At 72.3% G+C, this 19,314-nt stretch carries 14 protein-coding genes; 12 read left to right on the top strand and 2 right to left on the bottom strand.

Annotated elements, in window-relative coordinates; all coding sequences use genetic code 11:
- The 9 genes from ACFYPG_RS03795 to ACFYPG_RS03755 all read left to right on the top strand — a co-directional run bounded on the left by ACFYPG_RS03795 (position 1) and on the right by ACFYPG_RS03755 (position 9,888).
- Positions 1-762, top strand: a complete 762-nt coding sequence (locus tag ACFYPG_RS03795; protein WP_387350087.1) for an SDR family NAD(P)-dependent oxidoreductase — start codon at positions 1-3, stop codon at positions 760-762.
- A 12-nt stretch (positions 763-774) separates the two neighbouring features.
- On the top strand, positions 775-1,686 hold the full coding sequence (locus ACFYPG_RS03790; RefSeq protein ID WP_387350085.1) for a hypothetical protein: 912 nt from the start codon (positions 775-777) through the stop codon (positions 1,684-1,686).
- A gap of 154 nt (positions 1,687-1,840) precedes the next feature.
- Positions 1,841-2,839 carry an RNA polymerase subunit sigma-70 gene (locus tag ACFYPG_RS03785; protein WP_387350083.1) on the top strand — a complete coding sequence of 333 codons (999 nt, stop codon included), beginning with the start codon at positions 1,841-1,843 and terminating at the stop codon, positions 2,837-2,839.
- Positions 2,840-2,844: 5 nt separating this feature from the next.
- The gene (locus tag ACFYPG_RS03780; protein WP_387350081.1) at positions 2,845-3,585 is read left to right on the top strand and encodes a DUF6069 family protein; all 741 of its coding nucleotides are present in this window, start codon (positions 2,845-2,847) and stop codon (positions 3,583-3,585) included.
- 134 nt (positions 3,586-3,719) lie between these two features.
- A complete protein-coding gene (gene manD, locus ACFYPG_RS03775) occupies positions 3,720-4,949 on the top strand; it encodes a D-mannonate dehydratase ManD (protein ID WP_145795781.1) in 1,230 nt (409 codons plus the stop codon).
- A gap of 102 nt (positions 4,950-5,051) precedes the next feature.
- Positions 5,052-6,758, top strand: a complete 1,707-nt coding sequence (locus tag ACFYPG_RS03770) for an ABC transporter transmembrane domain-containing protein (RefSeq protein ID WP_387350079.1) — start codon at positions 5,052-5,054, stop codon at positions 6,756-6,758.
- On the top strand, positions 6,755-8,662 hold the full coding sequence (locus ACFYPG_RS03765; protein ID WP_387350077.1) for an ABC transporter ATP-binding protein: 1,908 nt from the start codon (positions 6,755-6,757) through the stop codon (positions 8,660-8,662). The genes ACFYPG_RS03770 and ACFYPG_RS03765 overlap by 4 nt, the downstream gene beginning before the upstream one ends.
- 67 nt (positions 8,663-8,729) lie before the next feature.
- Positions 8,730-9,308 (top strand): sigma-70 family RNA polymerase sigma factor, encoded by a 579-nt coding sequence (locus tag ACFYPG_RS03760; protein ID WP_387350075.1) that lies wholly within the window; start codon positions 8,730-8,732, stop codon positions 9,306-9,308.
- Between the two features lie 118 nt (positions 9,309-9,426).
- Positions 9,427-9,888 (top strand): hypothetical protein, encoded by a 462-nt coding sequence (locus ACFYPG_RS03755; protein WP_387350074.1) that lies wholly within the window; start codon positions 9,427-9,429, stop codon positions 9,886-9,888.
- An 87-nt stretch (positions 9,889-9,975) separates the two neighbouring features.
- On the opposite strand, the gene ACFYPG_RS03750 is transcribed toward ACFYPG_RS03755, so the two are convergent.
- Positions 9,976-15,495 (bottom strand): carboxyl transferase domain-containing protein, encoded by a 5,520-nt coding sequence (locus ACFYPG_RS03750; RefSeq protein WP_387350072.1) that lies wholly within the window; start codon positions 15,493-15,495, stop codon positions 9,976-9,978.
- 259 nt (positions 15,496-15,754) lie between these two features.
- Between ACFYPG_RS03750 and ACFYPG_RS03745 the strand changes: the two genes are divergently transcribed.
- The 3 genes from ACFYPG_RS03745 to ACFYPG_RS03735 all read left to right on the top strand — a co-directional run bounded on the left by ACFYPG_RS03745 (position 15,755) and on the right by ACFYPG_RS03735 (position 18,344).
- Positions 15,755-15,991 carry a hypothetical protein gene (locus ACFYPG_RS03745; protein WP_387350071.1) on the top strand — a complete coding sequence of 79 codons (237 nt, stop codon included), beginning with the start codon at positions 15,755-15,757 and terminating at the stop codon, positions 15,989-15,991.
- Positions 15,992-16,295: 304 nt separating this feature from the next.
- Complete coding sequence (locus ACFYPG_RS03740) at positions 16,296-17,393, top strand: winged helix DNA-binding domain-containing protein (protein WP_355006183.1); 1,098 nt, start codon at positions 16,296-16,298, stop codon at positions 17,391-17,393.
- A gap of 216 nt (positions 17,394-17,609) precedes the next feature.
- Entirely contained in the window at positions 17,610-18,344 is a 735-nt protein-coding gene (locus tag ACFYPG_RS03735) for a cellulose binding domain-containing protein (RefSeq protein WP_355006182.1), read from the top strand.
- A 70-nt stretch (positions 18,345-18,414) separates the two neighbouring features.
- On the opposite strand, the gene ACFYPG_RS03730 is transcribed toward ACFYPG_RS03735, so the two are convergent.
- On the bottom strand, positions 18,415-19,212 hold the full coding sequence (locus ACFYPG_RS03730) for an SAM-dependent methyltransferase (RefSeq protein WP_355006181.1): 798 nt from the start codon (positions 19,210-19,212) through the stop codon (positions 18,415-18,417).
- Between the last annotated feature and the right edge of the window lie 102 nt (positions 19,213-19,314).

Here is a 19,314-nt window from a genome sequence, read left to right as displayed (position 1 = left end):
GTGACCGGAGGTGCATCGGGGATCGGCCTCGCCTGCGTGCGGGCGTTCGTCGCCGCCGGCGCCCGGGTGGGTGTCCTGGACCTGGAGCTGTCCGGGCTGCCCGAGACCCCCGGGGTGCTCGGCGTCCAGGCGGACGTGGCCGACCGGTCCTCCCTCACCACGGCCGTCGCCTCGGTCGCGGAGACGTTCGGCGGTATCGACATCCTGGTGAACAACGCCGCCATCTCGGCCGTGGGCACTGTGGAGGAGAACGACGACGAGCAGTGGAGCCGGGTCCTCGACGTCAACGTCTCCGGCGTGGCCCGAACCAGCGCCGTCGCCCTGCCCTACCTGCGCCGGTCGTCGTCCGCGGCGATCGTCAACATCTCCTCGATCGCCGCGACCACCGGTCTGCCCAAACGCGCCCTCTACTCGGCGTCGAAGGGTGCCGTGCACGCCCTCACCCTCGCCATGGCCGCCGACCTGGTGACGGAGGGCGTCCGGGTCAACTGTGTCGCCCCCGGCACCGTCGACACGCCCTGGGTGGCCCGTCTGCTCGCCGGTGCGGCCGACCCGACGGCGGAGAAGCGGCAGTTGGCCGCCCGCCAGCCGACCGGCCGACTGGTGACCGCCGACGAGGTGGCCGCCACCGTCGTCTACCTGGCCTCGCCCGCGACCAGGTCGGTGACCGGTTCGTCGCTGCCGGTGGACGGCGGCATGTCCGGTCTGCGCCTGCCCGCCCCGGTCCCGCCCGTGGCCAATCCTGCCGAATCGGGCGCGTGACATGATTGCGGCATGGGGAAACAGCACGATGTCGGCGAGGCCGACCGTCACAGCGCGTCCGGCACCACCGCCCACCGTCCGATCGGTGGCGGCGCTGACGCTCGGCTCGCCCTCGCTCAGGACCCCACAACGCCACAAATGACCCTCATCGACCTGGCGTCCGACCCGTCGGTCCTGGTCCGCAAGGCGGTCGCCTCTCGGGCCGACGCACCCGCGCAGGCCCTGCGACCGCTCACCCGCGACCAAGATCGTCAGGTCCGGGAGGCAGTGGCGAGGAACCCCTCCACGTCGATCGCCAACCTCATGCGCCTGGTCAAGGACGACGACCGGTGGGTCCGCTGGGCCGTCGCCAGCAATCCGGCCTGTGACGAGTCGATCCGCCAGGTCATGTTGAAGACCTCGGACAAGGAGCTTCGCGGGCTCCTCGCGGAAAGTCGTCAACTGGAGCCGGAGCTGGCCGCCAAGCTGATCGACGACGTGTCACCCGAGGTGCGGGAACGACTCGGCACGCACACCCACGACCCCAACGTGATCGACGCCCTGCTGGCCGATCGCACCGCACGCGTACGCAAGGGGGTTGCCCGCAACCCGCGGACCACCGCCGCGCAGCGCAGCGCGCTCGCCGCGGACCCGGTGGTCGACGTCCGCGCCGCGCTGGTGCGGGCCGTCGAGCTGAGCGAGGCGGACCTCGCCCGCCTGGTCGACGACCGCGCGGTGCAGGTCCGACTGGCGATGGCGACGTCCGAGTTCGTCCCGGCGCACATCCGGGAGACGCTTACCCGCGACGCCGACGAAATGGTGGCCAGCGCGGCACGGGACTACCGCCCGGGGTCGGGCACCGCCTCCGCCGTTCGGGCGCCCCGCATCGCGCACCGGCCCTCCGCCACCGGCACGAGTCGATCGAGCGGCGGCACCTCGCACTAGCGCGACGACCGTCGCCTCCCGGGGACCCGTGCCTGCGGCCGGCGGGTCGCCTCCCGTCGCCACCCAGGTCGTCCAAAGCGACCTGGGTGATGAGTTGTCGCATCCGCGCCCGTCATACCTGCGACAGGACATGACGAGGCGGAAGGATGACGTGATGAGTGCGGACACGCGGCTGCAGGAGCTGGGCGTGAGCGGTCTGGGCGAGGTCGACGAGCCGGCGTTCTCGGGGCTGGCGCAGCGGCACCGGCGGGAACTGCACGTGCACTGCTACCGGATGCTCGGCTCGTTCGAGGACGCCGAGGACACCGTGCAGGAGACGTTCCTGCGTGCCTGGCGGCGGCGGGAGACCTTCGAGGGGCGGTCGACGTTCCGGGCCTGGCTGTACCGGATCGCCACCAACGCCTGCCTGGACCTGCTCGCCAAGCGCCGCCCGGAGCCGGCGACCGGCGGCGAGGTGCTGTGGTTGCAGCCCTACCCGGACCGGTTGCTCGACGAGCTGCCCGCTGGCGACGCGGACGAGCCGGAGACCGTCGCCGTCGCGCGGGAGACGCTCGAGCTGGCGTACCTGGTCGCGGTCCAGCACCTCGCGCCGCGTCCACGGGCCGTGCTGATCCTGCGGGACGTGCTCGGCTGGCCCGCCAGGGACGTCGCGGAGCTGCTCGGGGACTCGGTCAACTCGGTCAACAGCGCCTTGCAGCGGGCTCGCGCCGGCATGCGGGAGCACCTCCCCGCCGAGCGGCAGGACTGGACCGGCGGCGACGAGGACGCCGGCACGCGCGAGCTGGTGCGGCGCTTCACCGACGCCAGCGTGGCCACGAACGTCGACGCGCTCGCAGCCATGCTGCGAGACGACGTCCGCTATTCGATGCCGCCCACGCCGGGCCTGTACGTCGGCCGCGACGCGGTGGTGAACAGCTGGGTCGAGGACGGCTTCGATGGCATGAAGGGCCTGCGTGCGGTCCCCACCTCGGTGAACCGCCAGCCCGCCGTCGCCTTCTACCACTGGCGGGAGCAGGAGGGCGCGTACCTGCCGTTGACGATCGACGTCCTGCGCATCACCGGCGGCGCGATCACCGAGGTCTTCATCTTCCACGACGACCAGTTCCCTCGGCTCGGGCTGCCGGAACGCCTGCCGGCGGACGGCACGGAGTAGTCCCGGTGCGGACGCTCACGCTGCACGGCGGCGCGCGTGCCGAGGTGGTCGCGGCGGAGTGGCACGACGCGTTCGGCGTGGTCACCAGCGGGCGCGTGCAGTTGGAGCTGCGCGACGGTGAGCCCGGGCCGGTCCTCGGGCGCGATGCCGGCTTCTGGCTGCGCGGCACCGGCGTCCGTGCGCTGTGCAACCCCGGCCGTCGCACGGCGCGAGTGCGGGTCTTCACGCCCGGTGCCGTCACACATCGGTCAACACATCCGGTACGCCAGCCTCCGTCTGAAGGAGACGACATGAACAGCATGAAGGACACCGGGATCGTCGCCGGCCCGGCATCGGGCCAACCCCGCTACACCCACCGATTCCGTGGGCTCGCCGGCACCGGCGTGATCGCCACGCTCGCGGCGATGGTGATCACCACCCTCGCCGCCGCGCTGGCCCGGGCCGCCGGCGTCGACTTCGAGATCCCAGACGGTGGCGAGATGATTCCGTTGTCCGGGATCGCCGTGGTGACCGGCTTCTTCTCGGTGGTGGGTGTCGTCATCGCCGTGGCGCTGCTGCGGTGGAGTGCTCGGCCCGCCGACCGGTTCGTGTGGACGGCGGTGGCCCTGACCGTGATCTCGCTGGTCCCGCCCCTCATCTCCGGGGCGAACGCGGCCACCGTCACCGCCCTTGCCGGGCTGCACGTCGTCGCTGCGGCGGTGATGATCCCGGTCCTGACCCGGAGCCTTCGCTCCCGGACCGACTGAACGTTGCTGCCTCCGATGAGCGGAGAGCTGGCCCGGTAGGCCGGCTCTCCGTTCGTCGGGCCGGTCGCCGGCCGCGCCGATCGCCTTTGTCAGCCTAGAATCCACCCCCGGTTCTGAAAGACGAAAGGCACCCCGTGAAGATCGTCGCAGCAGACATCATCGTGACCAGCCCCGACCGGAACTTCGTCACCCTCAAGATCACCACTGATGAGGGCATCACCGGTCTGGGCGACGCCACGCTCAACGGCCGCGAGCTCTCCGTCGCCTCGTACCTGCGCGACCACGTCGCTCCTCTGCTGATGGGACGGGACCCGCACCGGATCGAGGACACCTGGCAGTTCCTGTACCGCTCGGCGTACTGGCGGCGGGGCCCGGTCACCATGGCGGCCATCGCCGCGGTGGACGTCGCGCTGTGGGACATCAAGGCCAAGGCGGCCGGCATGCCGCTGTACCAACTGCTGGGCGGTGCGTCCCGCACCGGCATCATGGCGTACGGGCACGCGTCGGGGCGGGACATCCCCGAGCTGTTCGACTCGATCCGCCGCCACCTCGACGAGGGCTTCCGGTCGATCCGGGTGCAGACCGCGGTGCCGGGGATCAACGCCGTCTACGGCGTGGCCGCGCAACCCAGCGCCACCGGCCAGCGCTACGACTACGAACCCGCGCAGCGCACCCCGCTGCCCGCCGAGGAGGACTGGGACACCCGCGCGTACCTGCGCCACCTACCGTCGGTCTTCGAGGCGGTGCGTGGCGAGTTCGGCCCGGAGTTGCCGCTGCTGCACGACGGTCACCACCGGATGACCCCGATCCAGGCCGCCAAGCTCGGCAAGGCCCTCGAACCGTACGACCTGTTCTGGCTGGAGGACTGCACCCCGGCCGAGAACCAGGAGGCGCTGCGGCTGGTCCGCCAGCACACCACCACCCCGCTGGCCATCGGTGAGGTCTTCAACACCGTCTGGGACTACCAGACCCTGATCCGGGAGCAGCTGATCGACTACGTCCGGTCCGCTGTCACCCACACCGGCGGCATCACCGCGATGCGCAAGCTGCTCGACTTCGCCGCCCAGTACCAGATCAAGTCGGGCATCCACGGCCCGACCGACATCTCCCCGGTGGGGATGGCCGCGGCCCTGCACCTGGACCTGGCCATCCACAACTTCGGGATCCAGGAGTACATGAAGCACACCCCGTTGGCCAACGAGGTGTTCCGGCAGTCGTTCACCTTCACCGACGGCTACCTGCATCCGGGCGACCAGCCCGGGCTCGGAGTGGAGCTCGACGAGGAGGCGGCGGCCCGGTTCCCGTACGAGCCGGCGTACCTGCCGTTCAACCGGCTCAAGGACGGCACGGTCCACGACTGGTGAGCCGGGTGGCCGGCACTCCGGCGGCTGCGGCTGGCCGAGGGCGTGTTAGGTTAGCCTGCCCTCACTACTGGAGTCTGCCGCCATGCCCCCATCGATCCGAGCATGACAGTCGCCGAGGTCAGTGGGAGCGTGGTGCTCCGCCGCGCCCTGCGCCGACAGCGCCGCCGGGTGGTGCTCGGCATCGTGCTGCTCTGCGCCCACCAGGCCACCGAGGCCCTCGTACCGGTCGCCATCGGCGTGATCATCGACCAGGCGGTGGCCACCGGGGACGTCGCCGCGCTGCTGCTCTCCCTCGCCGGCCTCGCCGCCCTGTTCACCGCCCTCGCCTTCGCCTACCGCACCGGCGCCCGGCTGGCCTACGCCGCCGTCGAACACGAGGCGCACGCGACCCGCGTCGAGATCGTCCGGAGCGCCCTCGACCCGCGCGGACACCGCTCGGGTCTGCGCGATGGCGAACTGCTGTCCGTCACGGCCTCCGACGCTGAGCTGTCCGCACTGGTCGTACGCGTCGCCGGGCTCACCGCCGCGGCGCTCACCGCGATCGTGGTCGCGGCCGTCGCGCTGCTCGTCGTCGACGTCCCCCTCGGGCTCGGGGTGCTCGTCGGCGTACCGCTGCTGGTCGTCGCCCTCCAGCGGATGGCGCCGTTGCTCACCAGGCGCAGCACGTCGCAGCAGGAGGCCCTCGCGGCAACGACGGCACTCGCCGTCGACCTCGTCAGCGGGCTGCGCGTGCTGCGCGGCATCGGCGCGCAGGACCACGCCGCCCGACGGTACGCGGGCGCCAGCCGGCACGCCCTCGACGTGACCCTTCGCGCCGCCACCACCAAGGGCCTGCACCTCGGCCTCACCACCATGGTCAACGGACTCTTCCTCGCGACGGTCGCCGGTGTCGCGGGCTGGCTCGCGCTCCAGGGTCGGCTCACCATCGGCGAACTCGTCGCCGTCGTCGGGCTGGCCCAGTTCATCGCCGAGCCGGTGCAGACGCTCGGGTACTGCGTACAACTGTTCGCCATGGCCCGGGCCTCGGCGGCGCGGGTCGCCCGGGTCCTCGGCGCGGCGCCGGTCCTCGCGCCGGGTGACGCCGGGCCGCCCACCCCGAGCCCTTCCCGGCTCGCCCTCGACGAGGTCTCGCACGCCGGCCTCGACGCCGTCAGCCTGCACGTCCGCGCCGGTGAGATCGTGGGCGTGCTCGCCTACGACCCGAGCGAGGCCGAAGCGCTCGTCGCGCTGCTGGCCGGCCGGGTGCACCACGCGGACCACCAGGGGACGCTGTACGTCGACGGCGTACCCGTCGAGGACCTGCACATCGACGCCGCCCGCGCCGTGGTCCTGGTGGAGCCCCACGACGTGGCGCTGTTCGAGGGCACCCTGCGGGCCAACCTCAGCGCCGATGCCCACGTCGACGACACGGTCCTGCGGGCCGCCGTGCGGGCCGCCGCCGCCGAGGACGTGCTCACCGCACACCCGGACGGCTTCGACCGCCGGCTCACCGAGCGGGGAGCGAACCTGTCCGGCGGTCAGCGGCAGCGGATCGGGCTCGCCCGTGCGCTCGTCGCCGACCCACCGGTACTGGTGCTGCACAACCCCACCACTGCCGTCGACGCGGTGACCGAGGCACTGCTCGCCGAAGGGCTGGCCTCGGTTCGCGCGGCGGACACCCGCGCCACGGTGCTGATCACCACCAGCCCGGCCCTGCTGCACGTCTCGCACCGGGTCGTCGTGATCGACAAGGGTCGGGTCGTCGCCGAGGGGCCGCACGAGCGGTTGCTCGCCAGCGACACCCGCTACCGGGAGGAGGTCCTACGATGACCGACCCGTCGACCGCGAGCGGCGTCGAGGCCCGGCAGTTGCTGCCAACGGCCACCGGCCGGCAGACCTGGGCCGCCCTCCGGACCGAGCTCGCCCGCCTGCCGGTACTCAGCGCCGTCGCCGGCACGTTGCTGGTCGCCGCGTCCGCGACCGGGCTCGTCGCGCCGTGGGTGCTCGGTCGCCTCGTCGACGACGTCATCGCCGGCACCGACACACCGCAGGTAGTGGCCTGGGCGGGCGTGATCGCGGGTGCGGCGGTGCTCGCGGGGCTCCTCACCGCGGCCGGAGCCGCGGTCGCCGCACGCCTCGGCGAGACAGTGCTGGCCCGGCTCCGGGAGCGGGTCCTCGACCGTGCGCTGCACCTGCCGTCGGCCACCCTGGAACGAGCCGGGACCGGCGACCTGGTGGCCCGGGCCGGCGACGACGTGGCAGTGGTGACGAACGTGATCGCCACCAGCGGCCCCGCCTTCCTCGGCGCGACGCTGTCCGTCGTGTTGACCGCGCTGGGGCTCTTCGCCCTCGACTGGCGGCTCGGCATCGCCGGGCTGGCCGCCGCACCGGCGTACGCGCTGGCGCTGCGCTGGTACCTCAAACGGTCGGTGCCGTACTACGCCCGCGAGCGGGTGGCGACGGGCGAGCGGACGCAGGCGACGGCCGAGGCGCTGCGCGGCTCGGCGACGGTACGCGCCTACCGGATGGAGGACACGCACGTCGCCCGGATCGCGGCTCGCTCGGGCGTCGCCCGCGACCTGTCGCTGGAGATCTTCGGCCTGTTCACCCGGTTCGGGCTGCGCATCAACAGGTCCGAGTTCGTGGGGCTGGCCGCCGTGCTGCTCGCCGGCTTCCTGCTGGTCCGCGAGGACCTGTCCACCGTCGGCGCGGCGACCACCGCCGCCCTCTACTTCCACCGCCTGTTCAACCCCATCGGCCTGCTGCTGTTCGAGTCGGACTCGGTGCTCCAGGCCGGCGCGAGCCTCGCCCGGCTCGTCGGGGTGACCACACTGCCGGACACCGCGTCGCCCGTCAGTCGCCACCCGGCCCGTCCGGAGCGGCCCGAGCCCGCAGCGCTGGAGGTGACCGTCGCGCAGCACCGCTACGACGACGGACCTGTCGTGCTGCGGGATATCGCCCTGCGTCTCGCGCCCGGGGAGCGCGTGGCGCTGGTGGGCGCGAGCGGCGCGGGCAAGAGCACCCTCGCCGGCATCATCGCCGGCATCGTCGAGCCCAGCCAGGGTTCGGTGCGCCTACGCGGCGTGCCGTTGGCCGACCTCGGCGAACACCAGCTCCGGCGCGAGATCGCCCTGATCAGCCAGGAGGTGCACGTGTTCGCCGGACCGCTCGCCGAGGACCTGCGCCTGGCCGACCCGGACGCCACCGACGCCGAGCTGACCCGCGCCCTCGACCTCGTCGGCGCCACCGGGTGGCTGCGTACCCTGCCGGACGGGCTGGCGACCGCGGTGGGGGAGGGCGGTTGGCAGCTCACCGCGGCGCAGGCCCAGCACCTCGCGCTGGCCCGCCTCGTTCTCGCCGACCCCGCCGTCGCGGTCCTCGACGAGGCCACCGCGGAGGCGGGCAGCGCGGGCGCGCGTGACCTCGACCGGGCCGCCGTGGCGGCCACCGAGGGCCGTACCACGTTGGTCGTCGCCCACCGGCTCAGCCAGGCGGCCACCGCGGACCGCATCGTCGTCCTGGACCAGGGTCGCGTCGCCGAGCACGGTACGCACGCCGAGCTGCTCGCGGCCGGTGGCGGCTACAGCAACCTGTGGCGATCCTGGCGTACGCCCGGCCCGGTGCCGCCACCAGCCCGGGAGAACACCGAGCGGATCCAGGACCAGAGTCACCCGAATGTGGGAGCCCCGGGAACTTTTCCGGACCGGCCGGCGACAACCAGATTGCGCGGCTGACCGGCGGCGTCCCGACGACGGCCTCTCGGCCGAAAAGGAGCGCCCGTGGCACACAGGACGGTGGTCTGTGCGGACCGGCGGCGTTGACGACGCCCAGGTCACCCGGTGGGCGCAGGAGGCGGGCCAGGGCGACCGGCAGGCCGCGACGGCGTTCATCCGGGCCCTCCAGGACCAGGTCTGGCGGTTCCTGTCGCATCTCGCCGGGCCGGGTGAGGCGGACGACCTGACCCAGGAGACGTTCCTGCGGGCATTCCGCAACCTCCCCGGCTTCGCCGGCCGTTCGTCGGCCCGCACGTGGGTGTTCACGATCGCCCGACGGGTCGCCGTCGACCACGTGCGCACGGCGGTGGCCCGGCCGAGGCTGGCGTCCGTGCCGGACTGGCAGGCGGCGGCCGAGGCTGCCGGGGCGATCACCGCCGGGGCCGACGAGAGCGTGACAGTGCACCAGCTGATCGCCGGCCTGGCCCGCGAGCGCCGCGAGGCGTTCGTCGCCACCCAGGTGCTAGGCCTGTCGTACGCCGAGGCGGCGGAGATCTGCCAGTGCCCGGTCGGCACGATCCGGTCCCGGGTGGCCCGGGCCCGCGAGGATCTCGCCGCGGCCTGGCAGCTCGACAGCGGCCCGAGCCACGAGCGCCGAATCGGCTGAGGGCGGATTCCACAGGCACCGTGCGGCGTCGCCCTCCGCCTGCCTGCTGCGGCGACAGGACCGACCCGCATGATCAACGGGATGGACGACGCGGACGGCGGTTCCTAAGATCACGCCGGTGAACACCGAACCTCTCAACGTCGCCGGCGTAGCTGGCCCGATCGTCATCGCCACCAAGGCGCTCTTCGGCCACCCTGCCGTCACCGTCGGCGGAGTGCCGGCCCCCAGGACGGGCAGGCGTTACGCGTTGCCGACAGTGGACGGTGGTGTCGTCCAGGCAACGGTACGCACCGTTCTCGCCGACCCTCACCCGACCGTGGAGATCAACGGTGTGCAGCACCGGACCGGGCCCTCCATGCCGATCTTCCTGCGCATCCTGGTGCTGCTGCCGATCCTGCTGTTCACCGTCGGCGGCATCCTGGGCGCGCTGATCGGGGCGTTGGGCGTCTGGGGAAACCTGACAGTTGCCCACACCCGGATGACACCCGCCGTCAAGGCGCTCGCCATGGTCGGCGTCGGCATCGGCGCGGTCATCGTCTGGCTCGCCATCGCCGTCGCACTGAACGTGGCGCTCAGCTAGACCGCCACGCACCTCACCCCTTCCACACGTCAGCACCACCGGTCGACGACCGGTGGTGCTGACGTGGTTGCGGGCGTTCCGACCGCTCTACCCCAGGCGGGCCTCAATGGCCTCGATGATGCGCGGACGCAGCTCGGCGGCGCGGATGACGGCGTCCACCGAGCCGACCTCGACGGCGCGGTGGATGTTGTGCACCCGGTCGAACTCCGCCGCCACCTCGCTCAGTTTCTCCGCGCGCACCGAAGACCGCAGCTCGTCGAGCTCCGCGGTCAGCGCGGCGCGTTCGGTGCCGCTGGCGGCCGCGACGCTGGCCTCCAGGTCCCGCACCCGCGCGTCGGCAGCCGTACGAGCGTTGACGTCGGCGGAGAACACCACAGCGGCAGCGGGTGCGCCACCGAGCACCGAGGCGAACGAGCCCTCCAGCGCCAGCACCGTCATGTTCGGGTTCAGCGCCTTCGAGAACACCACGAACGCACCGCCGTGGTAGCGCGAGATCACGCAGAAGACGATGGGCCCCCGGAAGTTCACGATCGCCCGGCCGATCTCGGCGCCGTACTCCAGTTGCAGCTTGCGCATCGACTCCGGTGAGCCGTCGAAGCCGGACAGGTTCGCCAGCACGACGAGCGGCCGGTTGCCGCTGGCCGCGTTGATCGCCCGCGCGGCCTTCTTCGACGAGCGGGGGAACAGCGTGCCCGCCGTGTAGGTGTCCGGGCCGTCGGTGGGCGGGAAGCCGTGCCGGGGCACCGACCGGGACTCGATGCCGAGCAGGCAGACCGGGATGCCACCGAGGTGGACGTCCTGCACGACGGCGGTGTCCGCGTCCGCCATGCCGGCCCAGCGCTCCAGCACCGGGTGGTCCTGGTCGGAGAGGGCCCGCATCACCGTACGGATGTCGAACGGCTTCTTGCGGTCCGGGTTGGACTCGACGGAGAAGATCTCCCCGACGGTGGCGAAGGCGCTGCCCGCCACGTCGTGCGGGAAGCCGGAGATGTCGCGGTCGACCGGGTCGGTGGTGACCGCCCGCCGGGGCGCGTCCTCGCCGGGCGCGACGTAGGAGTGGTCGTAGTGCGCCATCACCACGTCCCGTGCGGCCGTCAGGTTCGGCGCCCAGTACTGCGCCTGCCCGTTCGGCCCCATCACCCGGTCGTAGCCGCCGATGCCGAAGTTGTCCTCAGCCGACACACCACCGGAGAAGTCGAGCGACTGCTTGCCGGTGAGCACCATCGCCGAGTCGGGCGTCATCACCAGGATGCCCTTGGTGTGCATGAGCATCGTCGCCTCGGCGTTCCAGTACGGCTGCGCGCCGACGTTGATGCCCGCGACCACGATGTTGATCTCACCGCCGGCCTGGGTGAACTCGACGATCCGCTTGAGCGCCGCGGCAACCCAGTCCATGTTCTCCGTACCGGAGGTCATCGAGATCCGGGCACCGGCGGACAGCGCCCACCACTCCAGCGGCACCTGCATCCGCTCGGCCAGGTCCAGTGCGGCGATCACGCGCCGGCACTCCGGCTCCGACAGGGCGCCCAGCGACTTCGTCGGGTCGCCGAGCAGCACCACCCGGGTGACGCCCTGGGGGTAGCGCTCGGTCGGCGTCGTGACGACCCCGGCGACGATGGCGGCGCTGTTGCGCCCCTTCGGCCGATCCACCGGCACTAACGACGGAGCGCAGTCGGAGCCGGTCTTGGGCGGAGACGAGCACCGTCCATCCTGCACGGCGTGGTCGGCGTCGAGGTCGTGCTCGACGAAGTCGCCGAGCCGGCCGGTCAGCTCGTACGGGTACACGGTGTTGCGGCTGCTGGCCCGCAGCACCTTGAGCCGGTACTCGTCGAGCGGCTCGAGCGGCTCGACCGGCGGCTCCCCGACGGCCAGTTCGGCACCGCCCGCGGCGTCGAACGAGATCCGTACGGCGATCTTGGTCAGCTCGCCGGTCCGGCGGTCGCGCTGGCGCGCGATGAACAGGATCTCCTCCAGGCCGGCGCCCGCGGTCGTCGGGCGGACCCGCCCGGCGATCATCTCCATCTCTTCGCGGGTCAGCTCGCTCGGCGGCCACACGTAGACGACGATGCGGTTGGTGTTGAAGCGCGTCTTCGACGGCCGCCGCGACTGGGCGCGGCGGATCGAGTCGAGGCAGGCGGCGATGGTGTCCTCGGCCGTCGGCAGCGCGACCAGTCGGCCGTCCTGCTCGCGGAGCTCGGTCAGGTCACGCACCTGCGCGAACGCGACGAGGCGCTCGTCGGCGCGGTTTTCCCGGGCCACACACTGGAAGAGGTAGACCTCCTCGTCCGACGACGGCAGCCGGGTCAGGTCGAACTTGTGCAGCCGCTCCAGCTGCATCCGCTGCGCGATGTACGGGTGCAGCCCACGGATCAGCCGGTCCTCGGTCAGCTGGGCGCCCGACGGACGGAAGGTGAAGTGGTGGTGCATCACCGCTCCGCCGCGACCCGCGACGGTGGTGGTGACCCGACGGACCTGGGGCGGCAGCGGGTGCGCGGCGATGACCTCGGCCAGCGCGGCCGCCATCGCGTCGAAGTCCTCCGGCTGGTTCTCCCAGCCGAGGTAGATGTCGGCGTCCACGGCGTCCTCGCCGGTGGCCAGCTCGGCCAGCCCGCGCAGGGCGCTGCCCAGCGCGTCGAAGCTGACCGCGGCGGAGACCACGCTGGAGTCGACGCGCTCGGCGACCACGAACGTGCAGCCCGCGACCTCGCGGGTGAGCACGCTGGTGAGCGACCGGTTGCCGTAGTACCGCCGGGTCAGCACCTCCAACATGACGGCGTTGTCGAGGTGGTCGCGGACGAGCCGCTGGCCGAGCAGCCGGACCAGCGGCTCGGTGCTGCGGACCATCGCGGCGATGCGCTCGGCGCGGTCCGGGGCGTCCGGGTGCGCGTCGAGGTGCCGCAGGTGCCCACGGACCTCGGCGTAGACGCGCGCGCGGTTGCGGCGCAGCAGCGGCTGGGCGAACCAGGCGAACACCACGCCGCGGGCGAGGTCCGCGATCACGGGGAAGCGGACCTGCGTCGCGGCGATCAGCCGCTCCAGTGCGAGGCCGGCCGGCTCGCGCAGCGTCTCGTCCGGCGGGGTCTCCAGCAGCCAGGCGCGCAACAGCGCCGCGATGACCTGCGCGTCCGCGGAGGCGCGCTGCTGGGCGAGGAAGATCCGGAAGACGGCGGCTTCGAGGGCGGGGGTGCGGTCCAGGTCGGTGACGCCGTACCGGCCGAGGGCCTTGCCGAGCCTGGTCTGGAAGGCGTCCGGCAGCCCGGCCCGCTCGACGTCGAGGCTCTGCAGGTAGGTGTGGAAGTACTCCCGGGCGCTGTGTACGTGCGCGGCGCCGCCGTCCTCGCCCGTCGGCCGGTTGCGGCTCAGTTCGGCGAGATCGGCGAACACCTCGATGAGGTCGAGTTCGGCGGCCAGGGGCCGCTGACCGGCTTCGGTGGCTGTCCGCCGCGCGGTGAGGTAGTCGTCGAGCACCCGGCGGTCGTCGTGCGGATCGACGTCGAAGCCGAGCAGCAGACCCCGCAGGTCCTCCTGGCCGCGCCTGCTGCGCTCGTACGCCGGGATGTCCGTGGCGGCGGTGGGCAGGTCCAGTTCGACGGTCTCGGTGCTGGGGTCGTCAGCGGTCTCCTCGGCGTCGTCCGCGAGCGGCTCCAGGCGCAGCAGCGGCGCACCGGCCTCCACCTGGCTGCCCACCGAGACGGCGCACTCCTTGAGCCGTGCCTTGAACGGCGCCCGCAGCACCGTCTCCATCTTCATCGCTTCCAGCACCAGCACCGGCGCGCCCGCCTCGACCTCCGCGCCGACCTCGAGGGGCGTGGCGACGACCAGCGCGGGCATCGGGGAGCGCAGGACGCCACCCTCGTCCCGGCTGACCCGGTGCGTCACGCCGTCCACCTCGACCAGGTGGGTCGGCCCGTACGTGCCGGTGAGCAGGCGGTAGCGGATGCCGTTGACGACGATCTGACCGGTGTGCCGGTCGAAGCGGTCGAGCTCGACGTCGGCGGTGCGCACGACGGGGCCGGTCTCGATGCCGACCCGGAACCGGTGCGCGCCGATCCGCGCCACCCGGGTGCGGTAGTCGACGCCGCGCAGCTTGAGGTCCAACGGTCGGCCGCTGGCGTGCTGCACCTGCGGGCGCCCGCCGGCCGCCGTCGACAGCAGCCGCTGACGCTCGACGCGCTCCTCCTCCTCGTACGCCTCGATGGCGGCGGCGGCCAGGGCGACGGCGGAGTGGCGGTGCGTGACGAGGCGGCCCTCGCCGCGGACGCGGTCGATCCATCCGGTGTCCGCGCTGGCGTCGATCACCTCGGGCTGGTCGAGCAGGTCGAGCACGAAGCTCTTGTTCGTGGCCCCACCTTCGATGATCACCGTGGTGTTCGCCATCGCCCGGCGCAGCCTGCCGAGCGCCTCGTCGCGGTCCCGGCCGTACGCGATGATCTTCGCGATCATCGAGTCGAAGTCGGCGGGGATGGTGTCACCCTCGCTGACGCCGGTGTCCACCCGGATGCCGGGGCCGCTGGGCAGGTCCAGCCGGGCGATGCGGCCGGGGGACGGTGCGAAGTCGCGGTCGGGGTCCTCGGCGTTGAGCCGGGCCTCGATGGCGTGCCCGCGCTCTGCCGGCGGCGCACCGTCGAGCCGCCCGCCGGAGGCGACGTGCAGCTGGGCCTTGACCAGGTCGAAACCGGTTGTCAGCTCGGTGATCGGGTGCTCGACCTGGAGGCGGGTGTTGACCTCCAGGAACGCGAACAACCGGTCACCGGGGTGGTAGAGGAACTCGACGGTCGCCGCGCCGCGGTAGCCGACCGCCACGGCCAGTCGCTCGGCCGACGTCTTCAGCTCGGCGGCCTGCGCCGGGTCGAGCACCGGCGACGCCGACTCCTCGATGACCTTCTGGTTGCGTCGCTGCACCGAGCAGTCGCGGACGCCGAGGGCCCACGCGGTGCCCTGCCCGTCGGCGATCACCTGGACTTCGACGTGCCGGGCCCCGGTGACCAGGCGCTCCAGGAACACGATGCCGCTGCCGAAGGCCCGTGCCGCCTCCTGGCTGGTGCGCTCGTACGCGTCGACCAGCTCGGCCTCGTTCCTGATCACGCGGATGCCGCGTCCGCCACCGCCGGCTGTCGCCTTCAGCATCAGCGGGTAGCCGACCTCGGCTGCCGAGGCCTGGGCGGCGGCGAGGGTTTCGACCGCGCCTCGGCTCCACGGCGCGACCGGCACGCCGACCTTCTCGGCGATCAGCTTCGAGCCGATCTTGTCGCCGAGTTGGCGCATGGCGTCGGGGCTCGGGCCGACGAAGGTGACGCCGATCTTCTCGCACAGCTCGGCGAACGCTGGATCCTCGGCGACGAAGCCCCAGCCGACCCACGCGGCGTCGGCCCCGGTCTCGATCAGGGCGCGCTCCAGCACCGCCAGGTTGAGGTATGGGCGGGCGGAGGCCGGGCCGAGGTCGTAGGCGATGTCTGCTTCGCGGACGAATGTGGCGTTGCGGTCGACATCGGTATAGAGGGCCACGGTTTCGAGCGGGATGCCGGTCTCCGCGGCCAGCTCGCGGACCGCGTGGATGAGCCGCATGGCGGCTTCACCACGGTTGACGATGGCGACACGGTTGAACACCCGAAGAACCCCTTAGCTAGACCTCGACCTGCGTGCGGAGAGACGGCGGCTCCCAGCAGTGATCACCTTTCCGGCTGACGGCGGCAAGCGCTATGGCGCAACCACCGAACCCACCGTCCCTCAGTTGTAGGAACTCCACAAAACTTTTTGGCACCCCCGAGTGATCGGCTGACCAGGAAGATCATCGCCGGTCCGGTCAACAACCGCCCGGCCCGACCATCCCGGCCCAGGCCAGGAACGCGCCAGGAAAGGAGCGGCAATGAGGTCACCGCACCTCGTACGCCCACGTCTGGCGCTGCTGCTCGCGGCGGGACTCACCGCGCTCGTCACGCCGGCAGGCGTCGCCCACGCCGCGACCGCCACGGTACCCGCGACCGGCACCCCGATCACCATCACCTCGACCGAGCAGCTCGCCCCGGGCGTCACGTACGGCTCGTTCGAGGTGACAATGCCCCGGGGCGTCACCGTCGGTTACCTGCTCACCGCCGACCTCTAGAAGAACAAGGTCTCCCTGGACCTGCTGCACCCCGGCGCGGTGGCGCAGCGCACTGTCGTCGCGGCGATGGCGAACGAGCACGGTCGCCGTCCGTGAGCCGGGCCAGGCCGCGGCCACCGCCCGCAACAGCCCGTCCGACGGTACGGAGCGAATGGTCGCCAACGGCATCGGGATCTTCGTCGGCAAGCACTGATCGGTCCACCCCGCTCGAATTCGCCCCGTCCGGCCTCGCCGGGCGGGGCGAGTCCGCGTACCCGAGACTGTCGGCCCCGGGTCGGATAATCAGGCCGGCCGAAGGGACCCGATGACCATTCTCGACACGCTGGCGCTCAACCGTGCGACGCTCGCCCGGCAGCTGCTGCTCGACCGCGCCGACCTGCCGGCGCTCGACGCCGTCGCCCACCTCGGCGGCCTGCAGGCCCAGGAGCCGCAGGAGCCGTTCGTCGGGCTGTGGTCGCGGCTGCGCGCGTTCGACCCGACGGTGCTCTCGACCCTGCTGACCCAGCGACACGTGGTGCGTACCCACCTCATGCGCCGCACCGTCCACCTGCTCGTCGCCGACGACGTCGTGGCCTGGCGCACCCGTCACGACGCCATGCTGCGCCAACGCGTGCTCGGGGTCTACCGCGGCGCGCTCGACGGGGTGGACCTCGACGAACTCGCCGCTGCCGCGCTTGCCGTGGTGACCGACGGTGAGCCCCGCTCGATGCCCGACATCGGGCGGGCGCTCAGCGAGCGGTGGCCGACGCCGGGGCTGCGCGTGCTGGGCGAGATCGCTGTCGCGCTGCTCCCGATGACGCAGGTCCCGCCGCGCGGGGTGTGGCGGGCGAAGGGAGGCGCGCGTTACGTCCTGCTCTCCGCCTGGCTCGGCCGGGAGATCGACCCGCCGGCCGCGACCGGGGTCGACGAGGTCGGCCGGCTGCTCGTGCGCCGTTACCTGGCCGCGTTCGGCCCGGCGGCCACGGCCGACCTGCGCGCCTGGTGTGGTCTCGCCGGGCTGCCGGCAGTGGTGACCGCCATGCGGGACGAGTTGGTGACCTTTCGCGACGAGCGTGGCCGGAAGCTCATCGACCTTCCCGCCGCACCGCGCCCCGACCCGGACACACCCGCCCCGGTGCGGTTCCTGCCGGCGTTCGACAACGCGATCCTCGGCTACGACGACCGCAGCCGGATCATCGACGACGCGCACCGTAACCTCTCGGTGGCCGGTGAGCGCGTGGTGCTCGTCGACGGCCGGGTCGCGGCGACCTGGACCGTCGATTCGGGGACGGTTGTCGTGAGACCGCTCGGCGGACTCTCTCGGACGGACCGGGATGCCGTGGCCGAGCAGGGGCAGGCACTGGCGTCCTTCCTCTCCGACCGGGAGAGCGATCGGGTGCGGGTCGATCCGTCTCCCCGGTGACGGGCCGGCGGGATCGGGTTGTATCGATGCCTGTCGACTGCCATGCTGTGGTTCGGTCGTGCTCGGGGAGCCAGCGCGCACCAGATCTCCTCCGGTCCACGGGGCGCGCGGTGTGACCATGTCACCCGTGCCGGGCAGCCTCGTCGATGACCGGAAACCCGAGCGCGCGCCGGATACCACCTCGGTCATCGGTGCCCGCTGACCACGGAGGTTCCGATGCTTCGCATGTTCCTCGCTGTCACCACCATGGCGCTGGCCGCCTGGACCGGGACGACCAGCGGCACCGACGCGACGCCCACCCCCACCCTGTCGGCCACGCCGTCGCCGTCGCCGACCATCGCCTGCCCGCCGGCTCTGCCGATCACCGGGAGCGTCGCCGGGGTCACCACCACGAGCGTGACCATCTCGTACTCGATCTTCTTCCGACCGCCCTGCGGCTACGACCCGCCGATGACCGTCAGCCTCTTCGCCAGCCGCGAGGACGCCCAACAGTGGCGGACGCCGGTGGCCGAGGCCGTTTCCGGGCCGGAGCGCTTCGGCACGGTGACCATCGGGGGTCTGACCCCCGACACGGAGTACTGGTACCGGTTCAGCGACCCCGACGGCAAGCGCGACCCGTACATGATCGGGTCGGCGCGGACCGCCCCGCTGGCCTCGTGCCGGGCGACGGCCACGATCGACGCCCGCTGGGGCAACGGTTTCGTCGCCACGGTCACGGTCCGCAACACCGGGACGCAACCCTTGGACCGCTGGCACGTCTCCTGGCGGTGGTCCGGTGACGAGCGGATCCAGACGGTCTGGGGTGGGGTGGTCGAGACCACCGGCGCCGACGTGTCGGTCCGCAACGCGTCCTACAACGGGACGCTGGCGCTGGACGGGGCAACGACGTTCGGGATGCTCGTGACGGCCAGTGCGGTTCCCGACGGGCTGACCATGAGCTGCGCCCGGTGAACGACGCCCGGTGAACGACGTCCGCCCCGCTTCCGGCGCGACGGCGGGAGCGGGGCGGACGTCGTGTCGGTCAGGGCTTGCGGGCCACTGCCCCGTAGGCGTCGATCCCGACCGCGTCAGCGTCGTCCGGTCGCCACAGCGGGATCGGCACCAGGCCGGGCTCCACCTTGGTCAACCCGGCGAAGCAGGTGTCGAGCTCCTCCGGGCTGCGCAGGATGTACGGCACTCCACCGCTCTGTGCCAGCCGTTCGGCACCGGCGACCACGGCGGGGCTGGTGTCGGTGCCGTCCCAGAGCACGAGATAGCTGCCGGACGGCATCGCGGCCATCGTCCGCTCGACGATCGACCGCACCTCGGCCAGGTCGGGCTCGTAGCCCATCACGCCCATGTACATCACGGCGATGGGCTGGCTGAAGTCGAGCGTCTGCGCCGCCTCGGCGAGGATCTTCTCCGGGTCGTGGTAGTCGGCCGGTACGTAGGTGGTGACACCCTCCGACGTCGTGCTGGCCAGCAACGCCCGCGCGTGCACCAGCACCATCGGGTCGTTGTCCACGTAGACGATGCGGGAGTCGGGCGCGATGCCCTGGGCGACCGCGTGCGTGTTCTGCATGCTGGGTAGGCCGGTGCCGATGTCCAGGAACTGCCGGATGCCCGCCTCGGCCGCGAGGTAACGCACCGCCCGCACCAGGAACACACGGGACTGCTGTGCCATGAGGACGATCTCCGGGTAGACCTCGGCGACAGCGTCGCCGGCCGCCCGGTCGGACTGGAAGTTGTCCTTGCCGCCCATCCAGTAGTTCCAGATCCGTGCCGCGTGCGGCACGTCGGGCTGAAGCTTCGCGGCGAGTTCGGGGTCCGGGCCGGCCATGCCAGGCTCCTATCGAGGGGTCGTCAGCTGGAGGTCACCACAGCGGTACGACCCGGATCGTACTCCGACAATGTCCACTCTCGACGCCGGGTGCACGCGCCG

It is taken from the genome of Micromonospora sp. NPDC005553 (assembly GCF_042871765.1).
In the GTDB taxonomy this organism is placed as follows: Bacteria; Actinomycetota; Actinomycetes; order Mycobacteriales; family Micromonosporaceae; genus Micromonospora.
This window is presented reverse-complemented; position numbering and strand designations above follow the sequence as displayed.